19 protein-coding genes and 1 riboswitch are annotated in these 22,467 nt (G+C 45.4%); of the genes, 6 read left to right on the top strand and 13 right to left on the bottom strand.

Features of this window, described 5'->3' with window-relative positions; genetic code table 11:
- The first annotated feature begins 26 nt into the window (after nucleotides 1-26).
- The 4 genes from AC3B6P_RS05950 (at nucleotide 27) to AC3B6P_RS05935 (ending at nucleotide 4,579) form a co-directional block, all read left to right on the top strand.
- Complete coding sequence (locus AC3B6P_RS05950) at nucleotides 27-464, top strand: hypothetical protein (protein WP_489805182.1); 438 nt, start codon at nucleotides 27-29, stop codon at nucleotides 462-464.
- Nucleotides 465-636: 172 nt separating this feature from the next.
- Complete coding sequence (locus tag AC3B6P_RS05945; RefSeq protein ID WP_489805181.1) at nucleotides 637-2,778, top strand: DEAD/DEAH box helicase; 2,142 nt, start codon at nucleotides 637-639, stop codon at nucleotides 2,776-2,778.
- A gap of 2 nt (nucleotides 2,779-2,780) precedes the next feature.
- Nucleotides 2,781-4,070 carry a class I SAM-dependent RNA methyltransferase gene (locus AC3B6P_RS05940; protein WP_489805180.1) on the top strand — a complete coding sequence of 430 codons (1,290 nt, stop codon included), beginning with the start codon at nucleotides 2,781-2,783 and terminating at the stop codon, nucleotides 4,068-4,070.
- A gap of 83 nt (nucleotides 4,071-4,153) precedes the next feature.
- A complete protein-coding gene (locus AC3B6P_RS05935) occupies nucleotides 4,154-4,579 on the top strand; it encodes a hypothetical protein (protein ID WP_489805179.1) in 426 nt (141 codons plus the stop codon).
- A 437-nt stretch (nucleotides 4,580-5,016) separates the two neighbouring features.
- Here AC3B6P_RS05935 and AC3B6P_RS05930 read toward each other — a convergent pair whose 3' ends face one another.
- The 8 genes from AC3B6P_RS05930 to AC3B6P_RS05895 form a co-directional block, all read right to left on the bottom strand.
- Nucleotides 5,017-5,373 carry a HesB/IscA family protein gene (locus AC3B6P_RS05930; protein WP_489805178.1) on the bottom strand — a complete coding sequence of 119 codons (357 nt, stop codon included), beginning with the start codon at nucleotides 5,371-5,373 and terminating at the stop codon, nucleotides 5,017-5,019.
- A gap of 11 nt (nucleotides 5,374-5,384) precedes the next feature.
- Nucleotides 5,385-5,804 (bottom strand): SUF system Fe-S cluster assembly protein, encoded by a 420-nt coding sequence (locus tag AC3B6P_RS05925; RefSeq protein WP_489805177.1) that lies wholly within the window; start codon nucleotides 5,802-5,804, stop codon nucleotides 5,385-5,387.
- An 8-nt stretch (nucleotides 5,805-5,812) separates the two neighbouring features.
- Complete coding sequence (locus AC3B6P_RS05920; RefSeq protein WP_489805176.1) at nucleotides 5,813-7,027, bottom strand: aminotransferase class V-fold PLP-dependent enzyme; 1,215 nt, start codon at nucleotides 7,025-7,027, stop codon at nucleotides 5,813-5,815.
- Entirely contained in the window at nucleotides 7,020-8,210 is a 1,191-nt protein-coding gene (gene sufD, locus AC3B6P_RS05915) for a Fe-S cluster assembly protein SufD (RefSeq protein WP_489805175.1), read from the bottom strand. The genes AC3B6P_RS05920 and sufD overlap by 8 nt, the downstream gene beginning before the upstream one ends.
- A complete protein-coding gene (sufC, locus tag AC3B6P_RS05910) occupies nucleotides 8,207-8,977 on the bottom strand; it encodes a Fe-S cluster assembly ATPase SufC (RefSeq protein WP_489805174.1) in 771 nt (256 codons plus the stop codon). Before sufC ends, sufD begins: the two co-directional genes overlap by 4 nt.
- A 3-nt stretch (nucleotides 8,978-8,980) precedes the next feature.
- Nucleotides 8,981-10,465, bottom strand: coding sequence for a Fe-S cluster assembly protein SufB (gene sufB / locus AC3B6P_RS05905; RefSeq protein WP_489805173.1), 1,485 nt, complete (start codon nucleotides 10,463-10,465; stop codon nucleotides 8,981-8,983).
- A 23-nt stretch (nucleotides 10,466-10,488) separates the two neighbouring features.
- Complete coding sequence (locus tag AC3B6P_RS05900; RefSeq protein WP_489805172.1) at nucleotides 10,489-10,941, bottom strand: SUF system Fe-S cluster assembly regulator; 453 nt, start codon at nucleotides 10,939-10,941, stop codon at nucleotides 10,489-10,491.
- A 171-nt stretch (nucleotides 10,942-11,112) separates the two neighbouring features.
- Complete coding sequence (locus AC3B6P_RS05895) at nucleotides 11,113-12,387, bottom strand: DUF445 domain-containing protein (RefSeq protein ID WP_489805171.1); 1,275 nt, start codon at nucleotides 12,385-12,387, stop codon at nucleotides 11,113-11,115.
- A gap of 128 nt (nucleotides 12,388-12,515) precedes the next feature.
- On the opposite strand from AC3B6P_RS05895, the gene AC3B6P_RS05890 reads away from it, so the two are divergent.
- Nucleotides 12,516-15,308, top strand: a complete 2,793-nt coding sequence (locus AC3B6P_RS05890) for a phosphoenolpyruvate carboxylase (protein WP_489805170.1) — start codon at nucleotides 12,516-12,518, stop codon at nucleotides 15,306-15,308.
- Between the two features lie 48 nt (nucleotides 15,309-15,356).
- On the opposite strand, the gene AC3B6P_RS05885 is transcribed toward AC3B6P_RS05890, so the two are convergent.
- The 4 genes from AC3B6P_RS05885 to AC3B6P_RS05870 form a co-directional block, all read right to left on the bottom strand.
- Entirely contained in the window at nucleotides 15,357-15,671 is a 315-nt protein-coding gene (locus AC3B6P_RS05885) for an AzlD domain-containing protein (RefSeq protein ID WP_489805169.1), read from the bottom strand.
- Nucleotides 15,668-16,450, bottom strand: coding sequence for an AzlC family ABC transporter permease (locus tag AC3B6P_RS05880; protein ID WP_489805168.1), 783 nt, complete (start codon nucleotides 16,448-16,450; stop codon nucleotides 15,668-15,670). The genes AC3B6P_RS05885 and AC3B6P_RS05880 overlap by 4 nt, the downstream gene beginning before the upstream one ends.
- A 14-nt stretch (nucleotides 16,451-16,464) precedes the next feature.
- Nucleotides 16,465-17,760, bottom strand: coding sequence for a voltage-gated chloride channel family protein (locus AC3B6P_RS05875; RefSeq protein ID WP_489805167.1), 1,296 nt, complete (start codon nucleotides 17,758-17,760; stop codon nucleotides 16,465-16,467).
- A 31-nt stretch (nucleotides 17,761-17,791) separates the two neighbouring features.
- Nucleotides 17,792-17,879: riboswitch (Fluoride riboswitch) on the bottom strand.
- 89 nt (nucleotides 17,880-17,968) lie between these two features.
- Nucleotides 17,969-18,556, bottom strand: a complete 588-nt coding sequence (locus AC3B6P_RS05870; protein ID WP_489805166.1) for a helix-turn-helix domain-containing protein — start codon at nucleotides 18,554-18,556, stop codon at nucleotides 17,969-17,971.
- A gap of 40 nt (nucleotides 18,557-18,596) precedes the next feature.
- Between AC3B6P_RS05870 and AC3B6P_RS05865 the strand changes: the two genes are divergently transcribed.
- Nucleotides 18,597-20,081, top strand: a complete 1,485-nt coding sequence (locus AC3B6P_RS05865) for an L-lactate permease (protein WP_489805165.1) — start codon at nucleotides 18,597-18,599, stop codon at nucleotides 20,079-20,081.
- Nucleotides 20,082-20,211: 130 nt separating this feature from the next.
- On the opposite strand, the gene fusA is transcribed toward AC3B6P_RS05865, so the two are convergent.
- Nucleotides 20,212-22,317 (bottom strand): elongation factor G, encoded by a 2,106-nt coding sequence (fusA, locus tag AC3B6P_RS05860; RefSeq protein WP_489805164.1) that lies wholly within the window; start codon nucleotides 22,315-22,317, stop codon nucleotides 20,212-20,214.
- Nucleotides 22,318-22,467 lie beyond the last annotated feature (150 nt).

The raw sequence follows: 22,467 nt of genomic DNA, 5'->3' as shown, positions 1-22,467 counted from the left end.
AACACTATTTTGAGGTCACTATGTGGATGTCTGTCTTATGGAGTGCCGTACTGGTTCTCCACCTGTTGAGTATCATCTATTGGGTAGGTGGAGGCATCTTCTCGCTACAGATCAATCGTATCACGGCCCTTCTGGACTCAACACAGAAAGCTTCTGTCCAGATTCAGGCATTCTCACGTTATTTCAGAGCCTTATGCCATGTTTTACCTTTGGCTCTGGTAACAGGCATCATCCTTTTTATCCATGACGGAATCCAGATAAGCTGGCCTTACCATGTAATGGCTATTTGCGGGGGCCTCATGTGCCTTTTATTCCTGATAACCTTTTTTGGTAGTTATAAAAAGATTCGCCGCGCCATCCGTCCTCAGCCTGAACTTTTTACGAAAATACGTAAAAATATTTTATTTATGACACTCCTGGGTTTGATTGCTGTCGCCATGGGGAGTATCGGACATTTTTTCTAAGATATACAACGCTGAAAGAGAACTTCACTCGACTTGCAAGTCAGGAAAATTTAATGTATTTTTCCTGGCCGTAACAGTTTTGTTATAAAACAGCTTTTTGGTCACTTCAGTAACGCATCATGTTGATTTAAATCCAGGATGATGCGTTTTCCAGAAATATTTTGAGAGTCTTTTGAGCGCAAAAAAATCTTCCACTCCTGCGGCGCAACGCCTTCATTCTACTCGTTCACGCAAAGGAGCATCTAAAATTGGGGCATTTGATGCAGAGGACCACTCTTTGGAGATGTCCCCCTCCTCTGTTTCTGAAGAATCTCCAGCAGAAAAAAAATCCCTCTCTCAAAACAGAAAAAATATTTCAAAATCTGACGAAACGATTTCTATGACAGACGAAAAAGCAGCTGATCCAGCCTCCAAAACCAGCAAAAAACGTACGACAAAAGCCGTGTCCTCCAAAGAAACTGTCAAAAAAACGACAACCACGAAACGTAGCAGAAGAACGCCACTTTTAAAGGTTGATCCTAATGCACCAGCAGATCAGCCCATTGAAATTCCTGGTTTTACGGATGAGTTCGAAGAAGCTGAACCTGTCAAAATTGCACCAGCAAAAAAAACACCTGCTAAGACAGGGCGTAAAATGCCCTCAAAATCAGCCACTACCGCAAAAAAAACTAGAGAGAAAACCTCTGAAGAGAAATCCACCTTACCTGTGATTTCCAATGAGGAGGTAAATAACATTACAAAAAAAACGGCACAAAAAAAGAAAGCTGCGACAAAAAAATCCACCAAAGATGATTCGGTTGCTCCTGACAAAAGCCCTACGGATCCTATAGAAACCACAGAAAAAACCACTGATATAACGAGTAATGAAAGTGCCAGCGCCTCTTCAGAAAAATCTAAAATTACAGATTCAGCCGCTCGCTTTGACGATCTAGGTCTCTCTCGTCCTATCCTTCAAGCAATTGAAGAAATCGGTTATACAACGCCAACACCTATACAATATCAGGCCATTCCTGAAGTACTGGCCGGACATGATGTTCTCGGGGTTGCACAGACCGGAACGGGAAAAACTGCTTCCTTTACCCTGCCCCTTCTTGAAAAACTTTCCAGTTCAAGGGCGCGGGCCAGAATGCCTCGCTCCCTTATTCTAGAGCCAACCCGTGAACTGGCCCTACAGGTTGCTGATAATTTTGAACTTTATGGTAAAAACTTACGTCTGAATCATGCCCTGCTTATTGGTGGGAACAGTATGAATGAGCAGCGCGATTTATTAAATCGTGGTGTTGATGTTCTCATTGCCACGCCAGGGCGGCTTCTTGATCTGTTCGACCGCGGTGGACTGCTTTTGATGCAGACTGATCTTCTGGTCATTGATGAAGCAGACCGCATGTTAGATATGGGGTTTATTCCTGATATTGAACGCATCGTTTCCTTGCTTCCCCGTTCACGTCAGACATTATTTTTCTCAGCGACAATGGCGCCAGAAATCAAAAGACTGGCAGATGCGTTTCTCACAAACCCCAAAGAGATCACTGTTGCACGGCAATCCTCAATTGCAACGACCATTACAGAACGTATCTGTATTGTCGAAAAACAGGACAAGAAATGGGCTTTGAAAAAAGCTCTTCAGCAAAAAGATGTCGAAAATGCGATTATTTTCTGTAATCGCAAACGCGATGTTGATGAGATACTGGCTTTTCTGAAACGTAATCGCTTTTCAGTTGGTCATCTTCATGGTGACCTGACACAGTCACTTCGTTTTTCCACCTTGGAAAAGTTTCGTTCCGGCGACCTGAAAATTCTGGTTTGCTCCGATGTCGCTGCCCGTGGTATTGATATTGACGGACTATCCCATGTCTTTAACTATGACCTACCCATCAATGCTGAAGATTATGTTCATCGCATCGGACGGACTGGCCGTGCTGGCAAGGAAGGATTTGCTCTAAGTTTTGCTCTGCCGACAGAGCATAATCTACTTGAAGCTATCGAACGCCTAACCGGGAAAGTTATTGAATATATCTCCCTTGACGGCATTCCCCCGGCTGAATGGCATGAAGATGAAACTTCTTCAGGTCAATCCAGACATGATATTACCAAAGAAAACAGCCGAAACAGGAATAAAAAAGAAAAAAGCCAGCTATCAGCTTCCGAGAATCGTAACGCTGACAAGAAAGCTGACAGGTATCCAAATCGCAAAGCCCTGTTACCGCCTATGCCGGAATCTGAAGAGAATCAGGAAGGGTTTGGCAGCACTGTCCCCTCCTTTATGAACGTACGTTTCAGACTGGCACCTCACCTCTTTTCTGACAGTAAATAATCGTGCTTTCTAAATCAGCCTGGTATCCTGTTGAACAGATCGGTTCAGCAGGAGATGGACTTGTCGTCATTAATGGTAAGCCCCACTTTGTCCCCGGTGCACTTCCTGGGGAAGAAGTTTGTCTTTCTCTCTATAATGACAATATTATTCTGGAAGAAATCAGGAGCCCTTCACCCAGCCGGACAGAGCCTGTTTGTTCTCTCTTTGGACATTGCGGTGGCTGCTCACTTCAACATATGAGCAAGGAAAAACTTCTGGAGTGGAAATCAGAGCGTGCTACGCAGGCCCTGCATCATGCAGGCTTTACCGACCTCCCCGCTATCGAGAGTTTCCAGGTCGCACCTTATAGCCGTCGACGTATGGATTTCGTGCTTCAGCGCAGAGAGGGCGGCATCATCATTGGGCTACACCAGCGTGCTGGAGAGCCTGTCGATATGACGGAATGCAGCCTCCTTTATCCCTTAATTTTTGCTCTTCTTCCTGCTTTGCGTGAATGTCTTTCTCATATTGGTGCCTTGACTGGTCGTGGGGGATTACTGATCAATTTGCTTGAAACTGGACCGGACCTTCTTCTGGAAACCCGCTCTCCCCTCTCAGCAACAGATAAAACCAAGCTGGCAGATTTTGCCCGTCAACAAAATATTCCACGCATTGCCTGGAGGTCATCCCTTCATGATGACCCGGAAATCATCGTACAGTGGAAACCAGTCTTTCATCATTTCGGCCCGACAAAACTAACCCCACCACCAGGGGCTTTTATGCAGGCAACGCTCTCATCTGAAAAGATGCTGGTTGAGACACTTATTAAAAATTTGCCGCCTCTTAATAAGAAAGATATTATCTACGAACTTTATGCAGGCAATGGTACTTTCTCCTTCCCATTAGGAGAGAAACACCGTGTGCAGGCTTATGAAGGTCATAAAGCTGCTTTCGATGCTATGAAAAATGCTTGCACTGGCACAAAAATAAGCCCCTTCCATCGCGATCTGAAACGCCAACCCCTGCTTGCCTCCGATCTGAAAAATGCAAATATTGTCATACTTGACCCGCCTTTTGCAGGAGCAGGTAGACAGATGGAGTTTCTGGCACAATCCAAAGTACAGGACGTCATTTATATAAGCTGCAATCCCGCACTTCTAGCAAATGAATTAAAACCTCTTCAACATGCAGGATTCGAAGTCATTGACTATACGCTCGTCGATCAATTCTTGTGGTCAGCTGATTTTGAAACTGTCGTAACACTCAGTCGAGATCTGAAGCGGATTAAGAAAGCACGAAAAATCAAGCCGTAATTATAGGAATAATAGCTTTCATAGGAGTAGATTTATGTCTGAAATGACATGGAAAGAAGCTATCTTACACGTATTAAAAGATAGTGACCAAGCTCTGCCCCTACACTGAAATTACTGATATTATTATTCGTAATAAACTAAAGAAAATAGTTGGCGCAACATCAGACAGGAGCGTTTCTGCTGCCATCACAAGCAGCATAAATCATGGAGAAAATATATTTGCTCGTACTGGAAAAGGTATTTACTGGCTTCCGGAAAAAATTCTTAACCCCGACAACAAGCCTTTTTTAACATCCGACACAACACATGACGAAAATGAAACACCACTTTCGACTGGCTTAATTAATGCCTTTGGTATGTTTTGGGAAAGAAAATTTGTTTTATGGCCGTCATCATCAAAACTTTTGGGACAACAAAAATTAAAATCCCTACCTGTCGATTTTTGGAATCAAATTGGAGTTTATATACTTTATGACAGTTCTAGGTTATTTATGTCGGTCGCACAGTAAAACAACCTATCGGTTATCGCCTTTTTGAGCATACACAAGATCGTCTTCAAGGAAGATGGGACCGTTTCTCATGGTTTGGTTTGTACTCTATTTGTGATGATACAGACAATAAACAGACACCTGTTTTGGATATGAATTATAGGCCTGCATTTGACTCTTTTGTTCTTATTGAAACATTAGAAGCATTACTTATTGAGGGTCTTGAACCACCGCAAAACCGTAGGCGGGGTGATAATTTTAGTGCCACTGAATTCTTACAGGTCAAAGATCCCGACATAGAAAGCACGGAAAAAAGCAGATTTATAAAAGATCTGCTCAACAAACTTTAAACAGCAACCTATTGAAATTTAACGTAACTTTTAATTTCTAACAATGAACTATTATACCTCTGAAGCTCTGAACAGAGCAAAAATCTACCTTCATTTATAAGGCCATATTTAAACGTAAAAACTCTCTCCACACCCGCAACGACCTTTTTCATTGGGGTTGGTAAAGGTAAAGCCTGACTCAAGCTCTTTTACCTCATAATCCATGACAGTACCGATCAGGAAAAGTGTGGCTTTACGGTCAATAAAGAGGCGCTGGTTTTTATCTTCGATGACTTCATCACCTGGCTGCGCTTCTGTGACGAAATTCATTTCATAGGAATGACCTGAGCACCCGCGTACACCTACGCTGATACGCAGGATTTTTCCCTTCTCTGCTCCCTCATAAAGTTTCGTCAGTCGCGCCGCTGCACGATCAGTCAGCGTCATGATAGGAGGCAAAGATTTTTTTGTTTTCACATCAGTCATAATCACACCTCTCAGAAAAGATTCAGAGCCAACCGGGCGTCATCGCTCATGCGGCTCATATCCCAAGGCGGATCCCAGACAATTTTTACCTCGACAGAAGCGACTTTTGGCGCGGCAAGGACTGCCTTCTTAATCATTTCAGGCAATTCCTGCGCACTTGGGCAGTTAGGAGCGGTTAGAGACATTTCTATCTCCACACGACCATCATCATGCAGATCGATCGCATAAATCAGTCCCAACTCGTAAATATTAACCGGAATCTCAGGATCATAAACCGTTGCAATCGCTGCGATCACCTCTTCCTGATCTGGCAGACCTATTTCTTTGGGAATGGTGAGGTCAGGGATTTCATGAACATCTTTTTCCAAAGAAGCAGCATTTCCTGCCGGATCTTTTATTTCAGGCTGCTCTTGTAGATCCTGCTCTGTCATATTTCCTCTCACGCTAGAAGAGCACGGGCTTTCTCAAGCCCTATAATAAGCGCTGTGATTTCATCCTCAGTCGTATAAATCCCAAAACTTGCCCTTGTCGTCGCTTTTACACCCAGGCGATCCATTAAAGGCTCAGCGCAATGTTGTCCTGCACGCACAGCGACCCCCTGCTGATCCAGCAGAACAGCCAGATCATGAGGATGCCCTCCTTCCATAATAAAGGAAAATACCCCCCCACGTTTTTGTGGATTACCAAGGATTTTCAATCCTTTAACATCAGTTAGCGCCTGCTGAGCAAAATCGACCAGACGCGCTTCGTGATTCAAAATTGTCTCGCGGCCAATTCGATTCACAAAATCAATCGCAGCCCCCAAACCAACAACCTCAAGAATTGGTGGCGTTCCTGCCTCAAAACGGTGAGGGACATCAGCATAAGTCGCCCCTTTCTGGAAGGAAACCGTTTTGATCATATCCCCTCCCCCCATAAAGGGAGGAAGCTCATTGAGGTATTCATAGCGTCCCCATAGGACACCAATCCCTGTCGGCCCATAAAGCTTATGACCCGTAAAGGCTATGTAATCCACCTCAAGTTCCTGCACATCCACAGGGTAATGAACAATGGACTGGGACGCATCCAGTAAAATCCGTGCCCCATAATGATGAGCAAGCTGGGCAAGCTTTTTCGCGGGCGTGACCGTCCCCAACACATTGGACATATGAGTCACAGCAACGAGAGCAATATTCCCTTTTGCCAGAAGAGCCTCATAAGCCTCCAGATCGAGATCACCATCATCAGTAATCGGAGCGACTTCCAGCGCCACACCACAACGATCACGGAGCATGAGCCAAGGCACGAGATTGGCATGATGCTCTAATTCTGAGATCAGTATTTTTTGCCCAGGCTTTAACTGGGAACCAAATGTATAGGCCAGTAGATTAAAGGCAGCCGTACTATTTGAGGTATAGACAATCTCTCTCGAATCATACGCGTTAATAAAACGCGCTATCTTACGGCGAACCTCTTCATATGTCTCTGTTGCTTTTTCACTCATGGTATATAGCCCACGGTGAATATTTGCATAGCAATGATGTACAGACTGAGCAATCGCCTCTAAAACACAGTCAGGTTTCTGGGCTGACGCTGCACTATCGAGAAAAACAAAAGGCTTTCCATGCACTTTTTCTGAAAGAATGGGGAATTCCTTACGGATTGCCTCAATCATGGAAATTCATCCTCCCCGATAGATAGTCACGTAAAGATTCATTTTCCAGCAGATCAAGACTTTCATTCAGAAACGCCCTGATCAATATTGAACGGGCCTGCGCTTCAGCTATCCCGCGAGAACGAAGATAAAAAAGCTGTTCTTCATCGAGAGCACCAACTGTTGCGCCATGAGAGCAGCGCACATCATCTGCATAGATCTCAAGTTCAGGCTTGCTATTCATCTGCGCTGCATCAGAGAGCAGCAGAGCCTGATTCATCTGATAACCATCCGTTTTCTGAGCAGTTTGATCAACAAGAACTTTTCCTTGGAACACGCCTGTACCTTTATCCTCCAGAACGGTCCTTACAGTCTGTCTGGACTGGCAATATGGCGCCTTATGATGAATAAGTGATGTCAGATCATGATGACTTGTACCTGAGACAGCCTGAATCGCATTCACATGTGCCACAGCCTGCTCTCCTTGGAGAGCTGCTTTGACTTCATGGCGGGCTAGAGCACCACCAGTCTGAAGGGTAAAGCTTTCATAAACACTTTTTTTTGCCAAAGACGCAGAAATATAAGCCAGATGATAAGCATCACAGCTTTCACTCTGATCTTTCACATGAGTAAAATGAGCCGCTTCAGCACATTCAATTTCGAAAACGGGATTGGCCAGATAACAACCACGCCCGACATTTATCTCCAGAAGGGTCAGAGATGCTCCTTTTCCCAAAGAGATTCTATGCCGTAAATGTGTTGAAATCGCATCCCCTTCATGCACATTTATCAGAATGATCGTTCCCACATGACAATTTTCAGGAACATATAATTCAAGACCCTTTTCTTTTAAGGCTTCATTCAGCCTCAGTGAAAAGGGAGCACTCTCAGTCATTTCCTCTAAATGCCCAGCACTCGTCATTTCCAGATTATCTGGAAGATAAGTAAGGGACGTAATGAGTTTTCCATTAGAGAAAACAATCCGTCCCACTGATTGAGGCAAAGCCAACTTTACAAGCCAGGAAGAAAGCAGCTCCTCTTTCAAAGCAGATGCTTCCTGCCAGAGCATTTTATCCAGAAGCTGAAGAGGCGTATAATGCCAGGATTCATTTTTACGGCTCGGAAAACGCTCTTCTGGCAGGAAAAGTGTTTTAATTCCCCTTCCCGGAAAATGATCCTGCAATAATGATTGAACCCTGCTCACGCTGCTGCCTCAAGAAAGGCCTTATACCCCTCTTTTTCAAGCTGGTGAGCAATTTCAGGACCACCACTGTGAATAATACGTCCGGCCGCCATAACATGAATACGGTCAGGCACAATATAGTCCAGAAGGCGCTGATGATGGGTAATGACAAGAGCTGAAAAGTCAGGCCCCCTCAGGGAATTAACACCTTCCGCGACAATACGGAGAGCATCAATATCCAGACCACTATCAGTTTCATCCAGAATGGCGAAAGATGGCTTTAACAGACGCATCTGTAAAACTTCGTTGCGCTTTTTCTCCCCTCCAGAAAACCCGACATTCACTGCACGTTTCAGCATTTCAGGAGACATGGAAAGATGACGCATTTCTTCTTTGACCAGCTTGAGAAAAGCAACTGCATCGAACTCTTTTTCTCCCCGCGCTTTCCTCACGGCATTTACAGCTGTGCGAAGAAAATTTGCATTATTAACACCTGGGAGTTCAACAGGAGACTGAAATGCTAAAAATACGCCCAAAGCTGCTCTTTCTTCTGGAGCCAGGGCCAGCAAATCCTCACCTTTAAATGTGACACTCCCATCCGTTACTTTATAATCTTCGCGTCCGGCAAGAACGTAAGAGAGTGTAGACTTACCAGACCCATTCGGCCCCATAATGGCATGAACTTCTCCCTTTGGCACATTAAGCGTCAGACCTTTGAGGATAGATTTTGTCCCTTCATCTGCTTCAATCTGCGCTTTAAGGTCACGGATATCTAGAAAACTGGTCATAAACTACCCTACACTTCCTTCAAGGCTGATCTGTAGCAATTTTTGCGCTTCCACAGCGAACTCCATCGGAAGCTCTTTCAGAACCTCCCTGCAGAAGCCGTTGACAATCAATCCAACAGCTTCTTCATCAGATAAACCTCTGGAACGACAATAAAAGAGCTGATCTTCTGAAATTTTTGAGGTTGTAGCCTCATGTTCAATACGGGCACTGATATTGCGGCTTTCAATATAAGGTACTGTATGCGCTCCGCATTGATCGCCAATCAGCAGACTGTCACATTGTGTAAAATTACGCCCATTCGAAGCTTTAGGCTGCATTCTTACCAGACCACGATATGTACTGTCTGATTTACCAGCTGAGATGGTTTTAGCAATGATTGTAGATTTTGTATCAGGGGCAAGATGAATCATTTTCGTCCCTGTATCTGCCTGCTGATGCTTGTTTGTCACAGCCACAGAATAAAATTCTCCCACAGACCCTCTACCAGCCAGAATACAGGAAGGATATTTCCACGTAATGGCAGAACCTGTCTCGACCTGTGTCCAGGAAATACGCGAACGCTCGCCTTGGCATAAGCCACGTTTTGTCACGAAGTTGTAAATGCCACCCTTGCCATTTTCATCACCGGGATACCAGTTTTGCACGGTAGAATATTTTATGGAAGCATCATCCATAGCAACAAGTTCGACAACTGCGGCATGTAGCTGGTTCTCATCCCTTTGCGGCGCTGTACACCCTTCCAGATAGGAAACGTAAGCCCCTTCCTCGGCAATAATCAATGTCCGTTCGAACTGACCTGTATTACGGGCATTGATACGAAAATAGGTTGAAAGCTCCATGGGGCAGCGTACCCCTTTGGGAATATAGACAAACGACCCATCGGTAAATACTGCTGAATTCAGGGCAGAAAAGAAATTATCCCCGATTGGCACCACACGCCCGAGATAACGCTGCACCAGTTCAGGATGTTCGATAATCGCCTCTGAAATCGGGCAAAAAATCACGCCTGCTTCCTGGAGGGTCTTGCGGAATGTCGTCGCTACAGAAACACTATCAAAGACAGCATCGACAGCTATGGGCGTTTTGGAAGCTTCTGAGCCCTCAACCCCAGCAAGCAGTGCCTGTTCATGCAGGGGGATACCCAGTTTTTCATAGGTGCGTAATAGCTCTGGATCTACTTCTTCCAGACTTTTAGGACCTGGTACTTTTTTCGGTTGAGCAAAATAATGGGCGTCCTGATAGTCAATAGCAGGATGACGCAACTTCGCCCAATGAGGTTCTTCCATCGTTTTCCAGAGAGCGAAAGCTTTCAGACGCCACTCTAACATCCACTCAGGCTCATTTTTTTTACGCGAAATGAGCCTAACAATGTCTTCATTCAGCCCTTTGGGAGCGATATCCATTTCAATATCGGTCTCAAACCCCCATTCATAGGTTGAGTTGGCCAGTGTCTCCACTGTTTTTCTTGTCTCATTTGTGGCTGCCATTCTGCCCTCCCGCTCTCAAGAGTCTATAATACAGCTTTGGCACTCTCACCGTCACCATCTACCGGGTGGATAGGCACTCTGCCTGAAGATGCCATATCAGCAAGCGTGACTTTTTCAAGAGCTTCACGCAGGGCTATATTAATCACATCCCATTGGCCAGAAAGATTACATTTATCATCATGCGAACAAGGATGGCCGTCACAGCAGGCCGTCAACATAATCGGGCCGTCTACTGCTTCAACAACCTGTGCAACTGACACTTCTCTAGGAGACTTTACAAAACTATACCCTCCACGTGCACCGCGGACGGACTGAAGGATCTTCTGGAGTGTCAGAGTCTTGAGCAACTTCGCTACTGTCGGTTCAGGAATTCCTGTATTTTCAGATAAAGCGGAAGCTGTGACCAGACCATCCATGCGCCCCAGTGCAATGAGAATAAAAACCGCATAATCAGCAAGCTTGGATAATCTAAGCAAAATGTCCCTCTATAATCTGCTTATCATATAGTACATATTTGGTACAGTTTCTCACTGTGATGTGATAAAAACTTCTCAAGGTCAAGAAAAATCTCTAACAAACCAGATGCCCCACCGGAGTCTCCCAGATGTTCAGGATGCCACAATGACTGTTGATAACCATATCACATTTCAAATGTGACCTATCAGATTCAAAAGAAACTCCAGAACAGCCCCAATAAGACACCCTACGATCGTCCCGTTAATCCGGATAAAGGCAAGATCCTGCCCGACGCCATTTTCCAGTTTATCTGATAAAGTGGCCCCATCCCAGTTTTTGACAACTGAAGGAATAAGATCAGCAATCTCACTACGTATACGAGGCAAAAAACCAAGAATAACAGCTTCTATCGTCTGATTTAGTTTGGAGCTTAACCCTTCCTGGGCTTTGAGCGCCATGATCATCTGACGTAATAAAGCATCAAATGACTGGGCACTCCATCCATCATCTTTGCTACTATCCTCTTCGACCATTTCACGAACTCTGATCCACAGACTTCCGGTCCATAGCCGTAGACTTTCATGGGTGAAAAAACGCCTTAACCGGCGGACAACGCGTTCTGCCCTGACAGGATCCTGCTCTATTTCCTCAAGCTCATTTCTAATCCAGACTGTAAAGCCCTGTCTTAACTGAGAATTCATTGGGTCAATACGTTCCAGCTCAAGCTTCAACGCCAGCAGAACCTGATTGGCAACGGAATGCCCAATCGCCCAGCCAACGAGCCTCCCCCCCTGTTCCCTAACCCTTGTTTCAACAAAATGGCGTAAATCGGCCTCCTTCGTCATAACCATGGCGCGAAACTGGGAAAGCAAGAATGAAAAAACTTCCTGATGAATATCGTTTTTCACCATAGCCTGACAGGCACGCAATAAAAGGGGTGCTATATCTTCTCTTTTTATAAAAACATCCAGCACACGAGCCATAAAACTGGCACCGCGACCATCGCTCAGGCTTTCCAACAGCCCAGGGATACTTACCCTTAATTGCTGTGAGACTGAATTGAAATTCTCTGGCTTATCCAGTGTTTCTGCTAATGTCTTGGCAAAATTAAAACGATGAAGAACCGCTGCAACATCCTCATCTGAAAAAAAATGGTCGGCGACAAAACGCCCTAATGTAATTCCTAGCTGCTCTTTTTTACGAGGCAGAATTGCCGTATGAGGAATGGGTAATCCTAGAGGATGACGGAAAAGGGCCGTCACCGCGAACCAGTCTGCAATCCCGCCAACAACGCCAGCCCTACTTCCAGCTTGTACGATATCAAGTGTAAGTGTAGGACCATAAAGACGCCTCCATAAAGGAAGGCTCGCTGTTACGGCGACTACTCCCATTCCAATAAGCAACGTCGTTGCCCAGAACGAGTACGAGCGTCTGCCGGTCTCTTTAGGAGCGTTTCCAGACGCCATTATTCACCTCTCTTCCTAAAAACATTCCACCTCGTCATGTTTTTGCTACTGGCATTATAGCCGGCATTTTAGTACTGATAGTGAAATATTTATCTGTTCATCACCAACCCTGATTGAGATCAAGCCTTATGACTGTCCGCGTTGCCGTGCCAGAAGCAAATGCTGCTGAATTGATTCATATCCTCCAGAACCTTCTGGAAAAAGAGGATCATTCTTTATCAGATTTAACAGCAGCGCTCACGAAAAAAACAACCACGGAACAAGGTTTTCATCTTCTTGAGGAAATGGTCCATATTTTACGAGACCGTAATTTTATATCACGCGCCCGTGCGCTTCGAGACTATGTTGAGTTACCGGAATCTGCAACAGAAACCACTCAGGAAAATAAGCTTTCTGCTGTTGCCAGACGTCTGGTAGAATTAGCACCAAATCCAGAGGCGCTGTCCACTCCCTTTATGGCAGGGGTATTTACTGCTCACCCCACCTTTGCGTTAGCTAATGATATTTATGATCTTTTAGCTTCATGTGCAGAGAACCCCAGTCTCAGACCTGAAACATTCGACACTCATCGCCGCACTACACCTCCAACATTGGAAGAGGAGCAGGCTTTAGCCGTAACCGCCATAAAACGTGGTCGCGATGCTCTTGACCGCCTCACTGCATATATTTTTAGCGCAGCATCAGAAAAATGGGGGCAGGCAACCATTTTCAATCCTACTCCAATCGTATTGTCGAGCTGGGTCGGGTTTGACACAGATGGGCGTAATGATATCAACTGGCATGATACTTTTCGTATCCGTCTTGAACTCAAGATAATCCAGTTATCGCGCCTACAGGATGGACTAAAAAAACTTGCCATACAAGACACAGCTCTCGGGCAGAAAATTTCAGCAGCCCTGGCAGCAACCATAAAACAGCATGCTCTCTGCCCTGAAAATTCACAGGGACAGCAGCCTGACCCTAATCAGACAGCTCGCTTCTCCCAGGGAATGCTTGTTCTGGAAAAAGGGACGATCCTCAGGGCTGATGAAGTTGATCCTCTTTTTGAGCAGGCCAGAGCAACCCTTGATTCTGAAAAACAGCTTGCCCTCGATGTTGCACGCACAGGCTTTATGGCCCATGGTCTGGGCATTTCCCACATTCATACACGTCTTAATGCCGCACAGATTTATAACATTGCCCGCACACGCCTCGGCCTGACGGACGACCCAACTCTGCCTGCTCACCGCCGCGTACTTCTCTCACGTATTGACCAGGCAATGGATGAGCTAAAACCGCTTTCAGTCAGTTTCGGTAGTCTACTCATAGAACCCAGTGCTGCAGCACGTCTGATGATGACCATGGCGCAAATCCTTAAGCATATTGATTCAGGCACGCCAATCCGTTTTCTGATTGCTGAAACTGAAAGTGGATATACTCTGCTTGCAACATTATGGCTTGCCCGTCTTTTTGGGATTAAAGACGAACAGATTGAGATCTCACCTCTCTTTGAAACAGAAAGCGCTCTGGAAAATGGTGAAACGATCTTACGTGAAGCAATGCGTTCCAAGCATTGGCGCAGCTATCTCAAAACCAATGGACGCCTTTCCCTACAATTTGGTTATTCCGATTCTGGTCGATATGTAGGACAGCTTGCTGCCGGTACACTAGTCGAAAGACTACGCCTGAAAGCGATTGCCCTCCTCAAGGAATATGAACTTGAAGATGTCGCCCTGACCATGTTTGACACACATGGAGAAAGTATTGGGCGTGGTGCGCATCCTTTCAGCTTCAGAAAACGTCTGGATTATTTCTCTCCCTCACGTACATATAAAGCCCTGCATGAAGCCGACCTCCCCTGTCGGTTCGAAACAGCCTTTCAGGGAGCAGATGGCTATACTCTTTTCGGAAGCCAGGCATTAGCGACCTCAACAATTACCATTATGGCTGAGCAGATTGCGTCGCATCTTGACCCAGCCTCCCTTACCGCAGAGCAGGATCCCCTTTACAAACACCCTAATTTTCACCTGGATTTCTTTGCAACAATCGCCCTCAAAATGGGAGATCTTGTCAATAATCCAGGCTATACAGCCCTCTTAAGTGCCTTTGGTCTCTCACTCATTGATAAGACCGGCTCTCGTCCTTCAGCACGCCAGAGTGACACAGCTCGTGTGACGCGTATCACACATCCTAGCCAGATCAGGGCTATTCCTAATAACGCTATTTTGCAGCAGCTCGGTTGGTGGGCCAACATCCTGCATGGCCTGGGTACTGCCATAAACCGTAATCAGGAGACATTTGAACTACTCAGAAAAGACTCACCGCGTTTCAGTCAACTTATGGATTTTGCCTCACAGGCTTTAGCCCATTCCGATATTGAAATTCTGCGTGAGACCGTCCATTTCCTTGATCCAGGCACATGGCTTGACCGTGCAGCCCAAAGTAAACAGGATGATGAACGAGCACGTTTTATTCAAATCGCCCAAGGACTTGAAGACCTCGAATTCTGGAAAAGCGTTCCTGCCATGTTCCGCAATATCCAGCGCGAACATATTGACCTTCTCTCCAGCTGGCCTGACGCCCCTTCCATGGCGACAGAAGAAAAACTTCTTCATGCAATCCGGTTCGCCTTGATTGAAAGAATATGGCTGCTTTCAACCCAGATTCCCTATTTTGGTCCTCGTGGCTCCCTGACCAGAGAGGCAATCACGACACTGATCCTCTGTCTGAATATCCCACGTGCCTTAAGGTTGCTTGAAGACCTCTTCCCTGTCACTGAGCCTAGCATCGCTGATCTGGATTTTGGTGAAAAAGGGGATGCCGCTATTGCGCAGGGTTTTGCCCGTGAGCATGAAAATATTTTCCGTCCCCTTCAGCAATGTTTTGACCTTCTACGCGAAGTTGGCGTAGCAATCATGCACGCCAATCACTCTTTCGGATAAAGTAAAATACCCCGCATATTTGTTCAAACAGCATGCGGGGTATTTTATTTAGAAAAAAGACCAGATCAGAAAATAAACACCCATTCCGACAATAACAGTCAGAAACAGGCTACGACTTACGAAACAGACGATAAAAGAAATAATTGTCGCTGTTATCATAGAAATCGCTTCAGCATTATTTTGAAAATGCTGAATGACTTCACTTGTGATAATGGCAGAAATAATAGCTGAGGGAATAAAACTCAGCCAATTTTGTACTAATGGTGAATAATTACGATTTGCAAATGCCAATATCGGCACAGCTCTTAAAAGAAAACTCACCAGACTACAAAGAAGAATTACAGCAAAAAGATGCCCGTTCATGATAGGACGCTACCCCGCTTCTTTCTCATAAAGGCATAAGTCGTCAAAGTCGTTGCAATCAAAGTTGCACATAAAAGTGAGATATTGGCATCAAACACAAACAGTCCTAGGCAAAAAATAGCGCAGGACAATATAACAGCCATAATTTCATATTTCTTGTAACTACTTCCAAAATAATTAAGTGTCAGGAGACCAATAAACATGGCTGTCAGACTGAACATAAGACCATGTGATAGCTGAACTGGGATGACCTTGGCAAAGAAGCACCCCATCAGATTGGCGATGCACCAATTCAGGTAGGCAGAAAAATTAAGCCCGAAAAACCACCAAAAATTAAGCGCCCCCTTCTCTCTGGCCTGATGCACGGCAACGCCAAAAGTTTCATCCGTTAATAAAGCGCCATGAATAAAACGTTCAAAAAATGATGCCCCTTTACAAAACCCTGCAAGATAAGAACTCATTAGAACGTACCTTACATTAATCAGAAAAACCCCTGTAAGAATGGCCATAGTTTCAGCTCCTGCAAGCCAGAGCGAATAAAAAAGAAACTGCGCCCCTCCTGCATAGAGCAACATCGTCAAGGCCATCTCGGAAGGCAGGCTAAACCCACTGATGATGCCAATCGCCCCACAGGCAAAACCAATACACCAATAGCCCAGAATTGTGGGCATACAGGCAATGATACCTCTTTTAAATTGTCGAAAATCGCACTTCGCTTCTAAAGCAAGCTTATCTGGCACGAACTCTGCTTCCAATAACTCATTCTTAAAAAAAGTCACTTTAAAGAGGGCTTTTAGAGGCGTCTATGGAGAAAACTCTTGGGCGTTATAACTTTCTGTGCCGCATAAATCCCTCTATGGCCCGAGAAAAGATAGGCTAACCAACAGCCGAGGGCATAGTAGATCAGGCCCGCGCTGCCAAAAAGTTCTACCCCCATAAAAGTACAGGCAAGAGGCGTATTGGATGCTGAAGCAAAGACGGAAATAAAACCAATTGCTGCCAAAAGATCTGGTGGCATATTCAGAACAGATGCCAGAGCATTCCCAAGACCAGCCCCGATAAAAAAGAGTGGTGTGACTTCTCCCCCCTTAAAACCACTAGAAAGGGCAATAATGGTAAAAAGAAACTTGAATAACCATGCCCACTCATAATGCGCTGAAGAAAAGAAATTTATCAGAGATGCACCATTCATTTCAGGCGCCATAATCCCCAAACCTAAATAATCCCGCGTTCCCAAAAGCCAGACAAGCAGAATTGTCATAACCCCTCCCATAAAGGGGCGTCCCCAGTCTGAGGGAAAATATTTCTTCAGTAACGATGTGAAATAAGAAACGCTCTCAGCAAAAATTTTACCAACCAGGCCAAAAATAATAGCAGCCAGACAAACCTTGGCCATCAATAATGGCCTAACGGCATAATAGCTCCCCACCTGTAACCCTATAGAGTCAAACATGGCATGATAGACTGTATGATGGATCCCCCAGGCCTGACAGACCCAATCAGCCATAAGCGATGTCAGAAGACAAGGAAATAAAGCACTGTAATCCAGCTTCCCGATGGAAAGCACCTCTAATGCAAAGACTGCCCCTGCTATGGGGGTCCCAAACACAGCCCCGAAACCCGCTGCAAGGCCGGCAATGAGATAAAGGCGTCTTAATTCCGGTGTAAATCTGAATAAACGGGCCAAAGCATCGGCAATAGTTCCCCCTATCTGAAGGGCTGTTCCTTCCCGCCCGACAGAAGCTCCAAATAAATGGCTAGTTATTGTGCCTGTAAAGACAAGGGGAGCCATACGCAAAGGCACTCCTTTATCAGGCGCATGAATTTCATCAAGAAGAAGATTATTTCCGCGCTCTGAAGTGCCACCAATTCGGGCATAGAGGATACCTATGATGCCCCCAGCAATGGGCAGACCATAAAGCAGATATGGATATGAAAACCTCAGAATAGTCACTTTCTCCAGACACCAGAGAAAGAGAGCACAAAAACTGCCTACGATGCCAGAAAGACAAAGGAGAGCCACTAACCAGAGGGCAAAATCCTTTATCCCCTTCCTCTGCAGAAACAGATCATGAGTTTTTTTCAGCACTACATCCCTCCCGTCTGGCTTTCACGCATAACGATCATCAGGAATCATCAGCCCAATCCCAAAATCCGAGCAAGGCAGTTCAGCATTACGCTTGGTGGAAATCCATCACCACAAGAAATAGAGCTTATCAACCGTTAAAAATCAATCCTGTCTGGAAACAGTATTTACAGGCTAATAAAAGTAACGAAGGAAGATTATCAGCCTGCTTTTATAAATTTCCTCCTAAAACAGCGAGGATGACATGAGCTGGCTCTTTGCCAGTATTTTCGAACCAATGTTCCATATCCACACGGATAATAGCTGTATCACCTCGTGATAAATATATTGTCTGCTGAGAGGTATGGATAATAAGAGAGCCTTCCAGAATATAAAACACTTCACGACTTCCAGCTTCATGAGCTGCAAAATGCCGGGATTTCATTGCGCTTGGCACAATGTAATGGAGGAGTTCAGTATGTGGGTCAGGTCTGGCTATCGTTATTCGTTCAATATGGGTCTCTTTATCTAAAAAGCGTAGATTCTCACCAGCTCTCACGATTTCTACAGGATTGGTTTGTACCAGTTCCATAAGATCGCATCCCAGTCCTTTTGAAATTGCCAGTGCGTTCCGCAGGGTTGGACTATGATGTCCGCGTTCTACACGTGATAAAACAGCCATCGAGATGTGCGTAACCTCAGAAAGCTGTTCCAGCGTTATCCCTAAACGTGTCCTGCGAAGGCGCATTGCCTGCCCGAAATAAATATCATCTTTTTCAATTTTTTTATCCAATTCATCTTCTCCAATTTTATTTTTCATATTAGAAATTTTTCTTTCGAATATGAAAGAATCGCCTGATATGAAGTTATTCCTCAGCGTTTTGCCTCTTCTGACCCCTCTTCTGGCTCTTAGCATAAGAGTAAAACCCTTATACGCTGCCTTAGCAGGCGTTATAACGGCCATTCCTGCCATTTCTTATGCGTTTCCCATTTCACAGCCTGGCACTGTTACAGCACTGTGGCTTCCGGTGCTGATGGAAGTTATGGCTATCATCGCTGGTGGTCTACTTCTTTCCACCCTTCTCCAACATGATCAGGCTCAGACTGCTTTAGCAAAATGGATCAGTGCAAGAGTTGGGAATAATATTGGAGCTATTTTGATCATTGTACATGGGATCACTCCTTTCGCTGAATCTGTAACAGGTTTTGGAATTGGAATCACAATCGGCATACCATTGCTCGTACACTTAAAATTACCAGCAAGAAAAGTAGCTGTCATAGGTCTTCTGGGGCTTTGTGCGGTTCCCTGGGGATCGATGGGGCCAGGCACATTAATAGCCGCCACAATGGCACACATTCCTTTTTATGATCTTGGAATTGCTTCTGGTGTTGTCAGCTTTATTCCATTTACAATTACTGGTATGGCCGCAGCATGGTTGGGGAGTTCAGGGAGAAACCGTTTACGGAACGTTTTTTATGGTTTCGTGTCTGGCCTGATTTTTACATTACTCATTATAGTGGCCAATATTTTTCTGGGAACTGCATTGGCTGGGGCGGTCTCTACCCTCTGTATCATCACCGGCTATCTTTTCCTCGGGAAAAAACGCAATAGCATGAAACTTGAAGCTAATGGACAAAAAGCTCTCTATAGTTATGCCGTTCTCTTTACTGGAATTTTAATAACAGAATGGAGCATCAAATCTGCAGGACTATCAAATAACTGGTCTTTTCTTGCATCCCCGGGCTTATGGCTCTTTATTGCAGCCATTTTTTATGCAAAGGGATTTCCTCCCATCGGGCCGATAAAACATACGGCCAGATGCTGGTTGCAAACAGCTCCCGTAACAGCCCTATTTATTATCCTGGGTGTTTTAATGTCCGCATCTGGGATGGCCTCTTATCTTGCCCAATCTCTGGCAGGAATTGGTCCTTCTTATAGTATTGCCGCTCCTTTCATTGCTGCTCTTGGTGGTTTCATAACCGGATCTAATAGTGGTGCCAATGCCATGCTTGCTGCAACACAGTCCAGTATCGCACAGTCTCTGGCTCTGAATGGTTTATGGTTTATGGCATTACAAAATGTGACATCGGCCTTTTCCCTTATGGCTTCACCCGGAAAAATCGAAATGGCCTTCCATTTTATCCCCGATCTCACTTTAGCGGATAAGTTCTGGATACAGAGAACAATTATAAGAATTTCCCTGATTGTGCTTGGCTTTCTGACTATAGCAGGAGGTCTGGAAAGATTTATTTCCCCGGAATATTACCCCATTGAGAACTCGGCAAAATTTGAGAATCATTTCCTGAGGATCTCTGAGAAGGAGCGTCTTTCTGCACCTGCGTGACTCTGTGCGTCGCTATATAGGAGAAACCATAAAGATAAAAATCCGCACTCTCACAGACCAGACATGAAAAACCCCCATCATTTCTGACAGGGGCTTTCCTAACATCACAATTCAATCTTGGTAGAACGTATTAGCTACGTGCTGCCATGATCTCTTCAGCCACGTTACGAGGCACGGGATCATAATGGTGGAACTGCATCGTAAAGGAAGCACGTCCCTTTGTTGCAGAACGCAGGTGAGAAATGTAACCAAACATTTCTTTCAGTGGCACCTGAGCGCGGATCAGAACGGTCGAACCAGCTGTTTCCTGATTCTGGATGATACCGCGGCGGCGGTTAAGATCGCCCACAACGTCACCAACGTGATCGTTTGGTGTGGTGATTTCAACATCCATGATAGGCTCAAGAATGACTGGGCCAGCTTTCTTCATACCTTCGCGGAAGCAGGCTTTCGCTGCGATTTCGAAGGCCAGAGCTGATGAGTCAACATCGTGATATTTACCATCGAGAAGGGTAAATTTGAAGTCAACCGTTTCAAAGCCAGCGAGAACACCGGTAGAAGACTGATTACGGATCCCTTTTTCAACAGCAGGGATATATTCTTTAGGAACAGCACCACCAACGATCTTGTTCTCAAAGATAATCTCATCTTTCTTGCCAGAAGGCTCAAACTTGATCGTCACTTCAGCGAACTGACCAGAACCACCAGACTGTTTCTTGTGGGTATAAGTCTCTGTGTGTTCCTGGGTAATCGTTTCACGATAAGCCACCTGAGGGGCACCAACATCAGCTTCAACACCATATTCACGGCGCAGACGGTCGATGATGATGTCAAGATGCAGCTCACCCATACCAGAAAGAATGGTCTGACCTGTTTCCTGATCCGTACGCAGATGCAGAGAAGGATCTTCTGCTGTCAGCTTCTGAAGAGCCAGTGTCATCTTCTCAACCGCGTCCTTTGTTTTAGGCTCAACGGAGATATCAATAACAGGCACAGGGAACTGCATACGCTCCAGGATAACCGGATCGGCAGGATCAGCCAGTGTGTCACCTGTAACAGTGTCTTTCAGACCGACGAATGCAGCAATGTCACCAGCACCAACAGATTTGACTTCCTGACGCTTATCAGCGTGCATCTGGAACATACGGCCGACACGCTCTTTCGTGCCTTTTGTTGTATTCAACACAGTGTCTCCAGAATTGAGAACACCACGATAAACACGAACGAAGGTCAGAGTGCCATACTTGTCAGAGATGATCTTGAATGCAAGACCAGCAAATTTACCCTCTGGATCAACAGGGATAATTGGCAGGAAGCTTTCATCAACCTCTTCATCTTCTGGCGGAGCAATACGAATACCCTCAACCTCATCAGGAGCAGGAAGATAATCAATAACAGCGTCAAGCAGAGGCTGAACACCTTTGTTCTTGAAAGCCGTTCCGCAAAGGACCGGACGGAACTCGCCTGAAATTGTCCCTTTTTTGATGCAGCGTTTCAGAGTGGCGATATCAACTTCACCCTTCTCGAAATACTCTTCCATTGCCTTTTCATCAACTGACAAGGCGATATCAAGAAGGTTCTGACGGGCTTCAGCAGCGCGTTCCTGAAGTTCAGCAGGAATTTCCTCATAACGGAACTTCGCACCCAGCTCACCGCCTTCCCAGACGATGGCGCGCATTTCGACGAGGTCCACAACACCGACGAAATTATCTTCAGCACCGATCGGAAGCTGAAGAGGCACAGCAACGATATCGAGCTTCTCTTTCAGAGTGTCAAATGCGTAGTAGAAGTCAGCCCCTGTACGATCAAGCTTGTTGATGAAGATGATACGTGGGACGTTATAACGATCTGCCAGGCGCCAGTTGGTTTCAGACTGAGGCTGCACACCAGCCACACCTTCGATAACGAAGATCGCACCGTCAAGCACGCGAAGAGAGCGGTTCACTTCAATATTGAAGTCGATATGGCCTGGGGTGTCGATGATGTTGATGCGATGGTCATTCCATACACATGTCACCGCAGCAGAGGTGATGGTGATACCACGCTCACGTTCCTGAGCCATATAGTCTGTTGTGGTGTTACCATCATGCACTTCACCGATACGATGGGACATGCCGGTATAGTACAGAATACGCTCAGTCGTTGTTGTTTTACCCGCATCAATATGCGCTGTAATACCAATATTACGGATCTTCGAGAGAGCGGTCTTCGCGCCCTGGACGGTATCGTCGGTCACGGGAATCTCCAAAATGCAGGGAAAGGCGCTCCAGCCTTGACTGAAACACCTTCTTGAAACCCCTGTTTATTTAATCAATTAAAACTCATTTTCCCGACAGGGATCATCGGGTAACTCTGCATATTTTAATGCAGCAGGGAGCTTTTAAAA

The organism is Aristophania sp. ESL1142, from assembly GCF_058107345.1.
The sequence above is the reverse complement of the archived record's forward strand: the minus strand, read 5'-3'. Positions and strand labels throughout refer to the sequence as shown.